The following is a 7522-nucleotide window of genomic DNA, read 5'->3' on the forward strand; positions in this document are numbered from 1 at the left end:
GTTCCGTTTTTCCGTGAGAGGAATAAAATAAAAAAAATTAGGATCTTCTTGTAATCAGAAGAGCCGCTCCAAGCATTCCTACAGCCGCAAGAATCCCAAAGCCCGGCGTCTGGGTTGGAGTCGGAGCCGCGGTGCTCGGAGTCAGAGTGGGAAGTGTTGTCGGAAACGCGGTCGGAACATAGGTAGGTCCGGTCTGGTCGGTAACCACGAATTCCTGCGTTGCCGAAGCTCCTGTTTTGATGCCGGTAACACTTACCTCATAATCAGAAGGATGCAGAGGAACAACACTGTAGCTCCAGACATTCTGACCTGAAGTGGGTCCGGTAAGAACAACAGTCTGACCTGACGTTCCCTGCGACCATGAAGAAGCATCAACAGCATTCTCTGCCTCCTTGTCCGACGGCCAGTAGTTGAAAATGGTTACATCAACAGAGAGCACATCACCGACAGCAAGATTCGTCGTTCCCGAAATAATAAAGGAGCTTCCCATATACTGGGTACCGATCGGATTAATGGTGATCAGCGGATACGCTATCTGGAACGTAAATGTCTGGCAGAGATCAGGAATGTTCGGGCTGTCGATCATATTCACAAGAGCATAGGCAGCCTGAGAACTCTGAAGAGCGTTTGGTCCCTGAACAACAAAACTGCTGCCGTCCGCAGGAACACCGCTGCCCGGGTTCACCGTGATGTAGGTCGTGTCGCCAACAGTAACCGGCCCGACACTAAATGTGCTGCCGGTGCCGGGACTCTGCACAACACAGTAGTACTCTGAAGGCGACATATCGGCAGTGGTCTGAAGCTCGTAGCTGTAGAGACCGCCGTTCACCTGAACCTTGGTGTATTTGAAATAGTTTGGACCAAAGAAGTAGAGAGCCACCTGCTGGGCGCCCGGAGCCTGCCCGCTGACATAGAAGGGATCTCCCTGCGCAACCGTGGTATCAGCTGATGCCGGAGCCGCGAAGGCTGCAAGAATCAGCAGGACGCATGCACAGAAAATCATGCGTCTGGTAAATGATGAGCGTTTTTTTATCATAGACAAGATATATGTCCTTTTGCCATCCCATTAATTATAATGGTTGTGACAAAATCCTCTCTTCCCCGTCCGGTGGTGAAGTGGGCAGGAGGTAAGAAGCAGTTGATCGGCGAACTTGCCGAACGCTGCCCACAGGATTTTGCCAATTATCTGGAGCCGTTTGTCGGCGGAGGAATTCTGTACTTATCTCTCTGGCGTCTGGGGAGGATTCATGGGACTGCGGTGTTAAATGATGCAAACCCTGAACTGATAAATCTCTACAAAATGATCCGTGACCGCCCTGAGGAGTTGGTGGAACAGGCGGCAGGCCCGGAGTTTGTGAACACCAAAGAGGCGTATCTCTCCTGCCGAAATCGGTTTAACGAGATCCGGGGGACGGACGCATGTCTTGAGCGTGCAGTTCTTTTTTTGTATCTGAATCATCACGGCTACAACGGGCTCTGGCGGGTGAACCGGAAGGGAGAGTATAATATTCCGTTTGGACAGTATGTGCGCCCGCCGAGATTCTGCAATGCTAACGCGATTTTTTCGATGTCTGATGCGCTCACGTCGGCCGTTTTGATGGAGGGCGACTTCGGGCAAGTGATGCCAAAGATTCAGAAAGGGGATTTTGTGTATCTGGACCCGCCGTACCATCCGCTTTCAAGCACGGCATACTTTACCTCGTACACGACCGGCCCCTTTCTGTTTGAAGAGCAGGAGCGGCTGTTTGGAATGTTTCGCGAGGCAGACCGGGCGGGAGCTTCAGTAATGCTTTCAAATTCTGTTGCTCCTGAAATTCTGGAGATGTACGGGGAGTATTTTATTGAACGGGTGCCGGTTCTCAGACTCATTAATGTCAACGGGGCAAGAAGAGCCGGGGGCGAAGAGATTATTGTGAGAAATTACGAGGGTAAATAAAAAAAGTTGACCGCGAATAAATCATGTGTGCTGGATGAGTTTTTGAAACGCGAATAGCGCGAATCGCATGCCTACGGCCTGCTCGCCGCTTCGCGGAATAAAAAATCGCCAAAGGCGATTTTTGAAATATTACTAAAATGATTTATTTTTAGACATTTTTTTCATTTAGATGGATGTAATTTGTTTTTGTGTTTTGAAAAATCGCCATTGGCGATTTTTTTATTAGCGTTATTCGCGTTTAAAAAAATAAAAAAAGTAGGTCAGAAGAGACCGGAGATGTTGCCGTTTGCATCGATGTCGATCATGCATGCAGAGGGTTTTGCCGGAAGGCCCGGCATGGTCATGATCTCGCCGGTCTCAACAACGATGAATCCTGCACCGTTTAAGAGTCTGACATTCGCAGCGTTCACCGTGAAGCCGGTCGGGCGACCGAGTTTGTTCGGGTCGTCCGAGAGTGAGTACTGGGTTTTTGCGATGCAGATCGGAAGGTTTCCTGAACCCATTGCTTCGATCTCTTTGATGGTGGTGTCGGCAGCTGCTGAGTAAGCAACTTTGGCAGCACCGTAGATACCGGTAGCAATAGTTTCAATTTTATCTTTGACCGGCTTGTCAAGATCGTAGAAGAATTGGAAGTTGTTGGGTTTCTCACAGGCTGCAACAACTTTGTTAGCGAGGTCTACTCCTCCTGCCCCGCCGAGGGCGAAGACCTCGGAGAGTGCGATGTCAACACCTTTTTGGGTGCAGAACTCTTTGAGTGCGGCAATCTCCTCATCGCTGTCAGCGGCAAAACGGTTGATCGCAACAACAACCGGCACGCCGAACTTTTTGAGGTTATCCACATGGGCTTCGAGGTTGACCATACCTGCCTTCATGGTAGCAACATTTGGCTCGCCGCATTTTTCCTTTGGGATTCCGCCATTGTATTTCAGAGCGCGAGTCGTTGCCACAAGAACAACTGCGTTCGGAGTGAGGCCTGCGTACCGGCATTTGATGTCCATGAACTTTTCTGCGCCAAGATCAGAACCAAAACCAGCTTCCGTGATGACGTAGTCTGCCATCTTGAGAGCGAGACGGGTTGCACGGACCGAGTTGCAGCCGTGAGCAATATTTGCGAACGGTCCGCCGTGGATGAAGCAGGGAGTGTTTTCCAGTGTCTGAACAAGGTTTGGTTTGAGGGCATCCTTGAGGAGTGCGGCCATTGCTCCCTGGGCTTCGAGATCGCTTGCGTAGAGAATTTTTCCGCTGCGGCTGTAACCGATGATGATCCTGCCGAGCCGAGTTTTGAGATCGATGATATCGGTTGCAAGGCAGAGGATTGCCATGACTTCGGATGCGACCGTGATCATGAAGTGATCCTCTCTTGGAACACCGTTGGTCGGTCCGCCCATGCCGACGACGAGGTTGCGAAGCGCCCTGTCGTTCATGTCAAGGCAGCGTTTGAAAATAATTTTGCGGGTGTCGATGTCGAGAACGTTGCCCTGCTGGATATGGTTGTCGATCATTGCGCAGAGCAGATTGTTTGCGGCAGTGATCGCATGAATGTCGCCGGTGAAGTGGAGGTTGATGTCCTCCATCGGAATAACCTGCGAATAACCGCCGCCCGCAGCTCCGCCTTTGACACCAAAGACCGGTCCAAGCGAAGGTTCACGAAGGGCGATGGCAGCTTTCTTGCCGATCTTTGCCATGGCCTGACCGAGGCCCACAGTTGTGGTGGTTTTTCCTTCGCCTGCCGGGGTCGGGTTGATGGCGGTTACGAGAATAAGTTTGCCGTTTGGTTTACCGGCAAGGCGTTTTTCAACGGTGTCAGAGACCTTGGCTTTGTACTGGCCGTAGGGTTCCAGCTCGTCTGGCTGGATGCCGAGTTTTGCGGCAATCTCCGTAATTTTGTGCATATCGGCTTTTTGTGCGATTTCAATATCAGACAGCATGAATGGTTTCACCCTTCTATGATGACGGTTACTGGCAGGTCCGTCGTTATAGTATAGATGGTTGGAAGGTGTGATAAATACATGGGGAATGGTTTGGGGTGGGAAAAAAGGTTAGGGGAGGCGGGAAAGGATGGTGCTGATTGATTCGGATGCGACACGGTACCAGACATGGGTGTCTGTGCCTACCACTTTTGTTCTGGCAAACACGTCAAGTGTTCCTCCCGGATATGCGGTGAGATTGATCCCACTGGTATTTCCAATCTTATCGACTCGATTCGATATATCAACATACCCGCTACCGTGGAAAATACTATTATTAGCAATTTGTGTACCTCCATTATTGATATACCAGCGCATCGCGTCAACATTTTTATCGAGGGCGCTTGTGGTGATCGTAAACGGAACGATATATTTGGTAGATTCATCTGAATACAGATAGGGTGTCCCAAATTCACCTGAGACTATCGATTTGTCTTCAAAGAAATTAATCCGTGCCGGAATATCGACCGAAACAACCTCAGTCGCTGATGATGGAATACCATCCAACGTGACGGTAACGGTAGCATTCCCTATCAGGCGAGATGCATTCGGACTGGATGGATAAGGTGAATCCAAGACACCAGCTGTTGGCAGATAGAAGAAGTACTGGTTGCCGGATTTCTGAAATGTTAATCCAGTTATAGTAACAGTATTATTCTTACTATCTTTCATATTCTCAAGACTCACCGTTACACTGGTAACAGAGTCATTTATCGGTGTTATCAGCAGGCCATGTCCAGGGACTCCGGTGGTATTGGTAAAGGTCAGAACCCTGACATAGGAGCAATTGAACTGTTGGGTGACTCCAATCATTGCAGGAATGGTGATCATTTTCATGAGAAGTACCTGCTCGGTTGCATCGCGGAACTTTCCGGTAACTGTAACAAGTCTATTTTCCAGTACACCGGTATTGTTCAGTTCATTGGTCATGACCCAGGTTCTATTATCATAGAGTTTTAGATATGTTCCAGTATCAGCGAAGTAGCGATAAGGAATTCCCGTAACAGGATCCGGCACATAGGTGTTCCCCCTCGCCTTATAATGGAGTTGAGGATCGCCAATAGAAACGCGCAGTTCGGCGATGTCTCCGGCATCCTTTCCTCCCATAACTGTCACCGCAACGCCGTGTTCGGGGGCGAGGCCGCCGGTCGCATAGGTGTCAAGCAGAAGACCGACATCCTTTGTATCAGATATCCCGCCGGAAAGCCCCATCATAATAAAAGCAACTACCGCAACTAACACGACCGTGAAAGCAACCAAAAGAATTGTTCCGATAACAGGGGAGACACCCGCATCCCGTTGTGACGAGGACAACATATGGTTGTTAGATATAACATTACATCTATTAATGTGCTTGCCAAGTTGGTTACAGCAATTAATCAGACGCATGATCATCAAAATCCTCAAAATGAATACAATAATATGCAGCAGTATCTTCTTTTATTTGTTTTTTCGTAGTGGTACATGAAGGCTCAAACTATGAAAAACATTAGAATTAACGTTTGGAGCCTCCATACTCCAAAACAAAAAGCTTCAGGAGGGATTTGAACCCTCGACCTGCTGATTACAAATCAGCCGCTATGCCGGGCTAGGCCACTGAAGCAAAAGTGATTATAGTAATAGTCCTTGTGACTAATAATAGTTTACGATATTTCCAGAGATAAGGTACTCGAACACCGGATTTATTTTCTGTGACGCCTGATCTATGCGAAGCAATGATTGATTTCGATAATCTCACCGCAAAACAGAAACACTTCTATGATACCACACGGAAGGTTGTGACAGGCTGCAAATTTTTCAAAAAAGATGCAACACTTTCTGATGCAGAATTTTTTGCAAAGAGAGGATTTGTCTGCACCATGACGTCAGACATCTGCGCTTACTACACGGATTCAACCCTTGGGTATGACACCGGAACCTTGTGCGGCAAATACCGGAAAAAAGAGTGAAGAATATTATTTGTGCTTCTTCATCTTTCCAATCTCTTCTTCGACCTCGTCTGCTCCTTCTTTGTAGAACTTTGCCTCATCAGGGGAAAGTTCATGAAGGAGACGGAGGAACTCGCCTGCATGCACGCGTTCCTCGTCGGCAATATCTCTGAGGACTTCGATGGCGAGCTTGTTGTCGGTTGATTCGGCAAGCTGGTGATAGAGCTGGATTGCTTCGTATTCTGCTGCGACCATGAAACGGATGGCACGGACAAGTTCTGCATCAGTGAGTTTGCGATCAAGCTTCTGGCCTGCGAACGGGTTTCCAAATTCTGGCATGGATAGTATGTTTGTTTTCGCTGTGATAAAAGTAGGGATTGAGATAAAAGAAAAAATGGAAAGTTATTCGGTCCGGAGGTCTTCCATCATCATGGCAGATCCGTAGATGTTATCGATGTACTGCCGAGTGTAGTCGTTGTGGACGTTGATTTCGGCTTTTGTTTTTTCAATGATTCCAAAAATTTTCATGACGGCATTTACTGGTCCGTCTACGAAGACTCCGGGAATGATCGCTTCGTGTAGTAAGCGGAGATTGTTGGAAAGAGTCGCGGTGGCAGAGGTGTCAGCATCACGGACTTTTTGAGTCCATTCCGCTATCTTACGATAGTTTTCAACGTTGTTGCCGGCATTGTACGTGGCTTCGATGTATTTGGTATGCGGGTTTTCCTGCTGTATTCTGGGAGTCCATACGATAATGGTATCCGGATGCCACTGACCGTCCGACTGATAGGTGTAGTGAAGCTGATAGCCGGTGTGGAAGCGGTTCGATTCGACGGTCTCCGTATATTGATCACCAACCGAAGCTGTCCATGAGGTGCTATCTGTTGAGGATGCAGCAACTCCTGTTGTGGTTACAACAATCAGCAGAAGAAAAACAAGTCCGAGTATCCACAAAAAATCAGAGAGCGTTTGCCGTTCATGACGTAACACGGAGTTTTAATCTGCATGTACATAGAGTTGTCGTGAATACGATATATATCAATTGATCAAAAATTCAACTTAATATGAGTGAGACCCGAGGCAAGTTTTGTCCTTTGTCCCTTGTCCCCCACAAAAAAATCAGATGAATCGCAGGCATCATCGGTGATCTCAGATGATTCAACTGCTCCCGCTGTCATGTTGTTTATGTATGGAACTTATCAGATAAATATCACTCAACGCGGGCGAAAAACGACAGAAGAAGATCTGAATTTTTTGGGGTACTTCTCTTTCGAATACAGGGGGACAAGGGACAAAGGACAATAAATTCGATAGGTGGTTTTGCTTGGGGTTTTGCTTGGAGCAACCACGGAATGCACAGAGCACACGGAGCTTCACTGAATGCACGGAAGGAGTAAGAGTAGACATTATCAGTTATCTTATTATTTCCGTGCATTCCGGCGCCGCAGGCGTTCTCCGTGCATTTTAGATTTTCCGTGAAACTCCGTGTGATCGGTGCATTCCGTGGTTACTCAGAATAAAACCAAGGATAGAAAATCACAAACAACAAAATTCACAAACCAGAAAAAGCTCCCCGCTCTTCAAAAAAACATTACAAAACAATCAATCAAAAGGAAGGGGGTGCAGCGTTGAATAGTTCCCGAGAACTCGCGTATCTCAGTACAGTATCCGACGTAAGAGAGCTTAACTGC

General features: G+C 47.8%; 7 protein-coding genes and 1 tRNA gene. 2 read left to right on the top strand and 6 right to left on the bottom strand.

The window, feature by feature from the left end; genetic code table 11:
• Positions 1-37: 37 nt before the first annotated feature.
• Positions 38-1036, bottom strand: a complete 999-nt coding sequence (locus McpCs1_RS09085; protein ID WP_338096939.1) for a PGF-CTERM sorting domain-containing protein — start codon at positions 1034-1036, stop codon at positions 38-40.
• 39 nt (positions 1037-1075) lie between these two features.
• Between McpCs1_RS09085 and McpCs1_RS09090 the strand changes: the two genes are divergently transcribed.
• On the top strand, positions 1076-1936 hold the full coding sequence (locus McpCs1_RS09090) for a DNA adenine methylase (RefSeq protein ID WP_338096940.1): 861 nt from the start codon (positions 1076-1078) through the stop codon (positions 1934-1936).
• A gap of 260 nt (positions 1937-2196) precedes the next feature.
• On the opposite strand, the gene McpCs1_RS09095 is transcribed toward McpCs1_RS09090, so the two are convergent.
• The 3 genes from McpCs1_RS09095 to McpCs1_RS09105 form a co-directional block, all read right to left on the bottom strand.
• Positions 2197-3864: a formate--tetrahydrofolate ligase gene (locus McpCs1_RS09095; protein ID WP_338096941.1), complete on the bottom strand. Its 1668-nt coding sequence runs from the start codon at positions 3862-3864 to the stop codon at positions 2197-2199.
• A gap of 111 nt (positions 3865-3975) precedes the next feature.
• On the bottom strand, positions 3976-5217 hold the full coding sequence (locus McpCs1_RS09100; RefSeq protein ID WP_338096942.1) for a type IV pilin domain-containing protein: 1242 nt from the start codon (positions 5215-5217) through the stop codon (positions 3976-3978).
• 215 nt (positions 5218-5432) lie between these two features.
• Positions 5433-5506 (bottom strand) — tRNA-Thr (locus McpCs1_RS09105).
• A gap of 112 nt (positions 5507-5618) precedes the next feature.
• On the opposite strand from McpCs1_RS09105, the gene McpCs1_RS09110 reads away from it, so the two are divergent.
• The gene (locus McpCs1_RS09110; RefSeq protein ID WP_338096943.1) at positions 5619-5852 is read left to right on the top strand and encodes a hypothetical protein; all 234 of its coding nucleotides are present in this window, start codon (positions 5619-5621) and stop codon (positions 5850-5852) included.
• A gap of 6 nt (positions 5853-5858) precedes the next feature.
• Here McpCs1_RS09110 and McpCs1_RS09115 read toward each other — a convergent pair whose 3' ends face one another.
• Positions 5859-6170, bottom strand: a complete 312-nt coding sequence (locus McpCs1_RS09115; RefSeq protein WP_338096944.1) for a ferritin family protein — start codon at positions 6168-6170, stop codon at positions 5859-5861.
• 63 nt (positions 6171-6233) lie between these two features.
• Positions 6234-6821 (bottom strand): hypothetical protein, encoded by a 588-nt coding sequence (locus tag McpCs1_RS09120; RefSeq protein ID WP_338096945.1) that lies wholly within the window; start codon positions 6819-6821, stop codon positions 6234-6236.
• Positions 6822-7522 lie beyond the last annotated feature (701 nt).

Origin of the sequence: Methanorbis rubei, from assembly GCF_032714495.1 — an archaeon.
In the GTDB taxonomy this organism is placed as follows: domain Archaea; phylum Halobacteriota; class Methanomicrobia; order Methanomicrobiales; family Methanocorpusculaceae; genus Methanocorpusculum; species Methanocorpusculum rubei.

Excerpts from the sequence above, each read along its gene's own strand:
- McpCs1_RS09115 (WP_338096944.1), bottom strand. The coding sequence starts at position 6,170 with ATGCCAGAATTTGGAAACCCGTTCGCAGGCCAGAAGCTTGATCGCAAA.
- McpCs1_RS09085 (WP_338096939.1), bottom strand. The coding sequence starts at position 1,036 with ATGATAAAAAAACGCTCATCATTTACCAGACGCATGATTTTCTGTGCA.
- McpCs1_RS09090 (WP_338096940.1), top strand. The coding sequence starts at position 1,076 with ATGGTTGTGACAAAATCCTCTCTTCCCCGTCCGGTGGTGAAGTGGGCA.
- McpCs1_RS09095 (WP_338096941.1), bottom strand. The coding sequence starts at position 3,864 with ATGCTGTCTGATATTGAAATCGCACAAAAAGCCGATATGCACAAAATT.
- McpCs1_RS09110 (WP_338096943.1), top strand. The coding sequence starts at position 5,619 with ATGATTGATTTCGATAATCTCACCGCAAAACAGAAACACTTCTATGAT.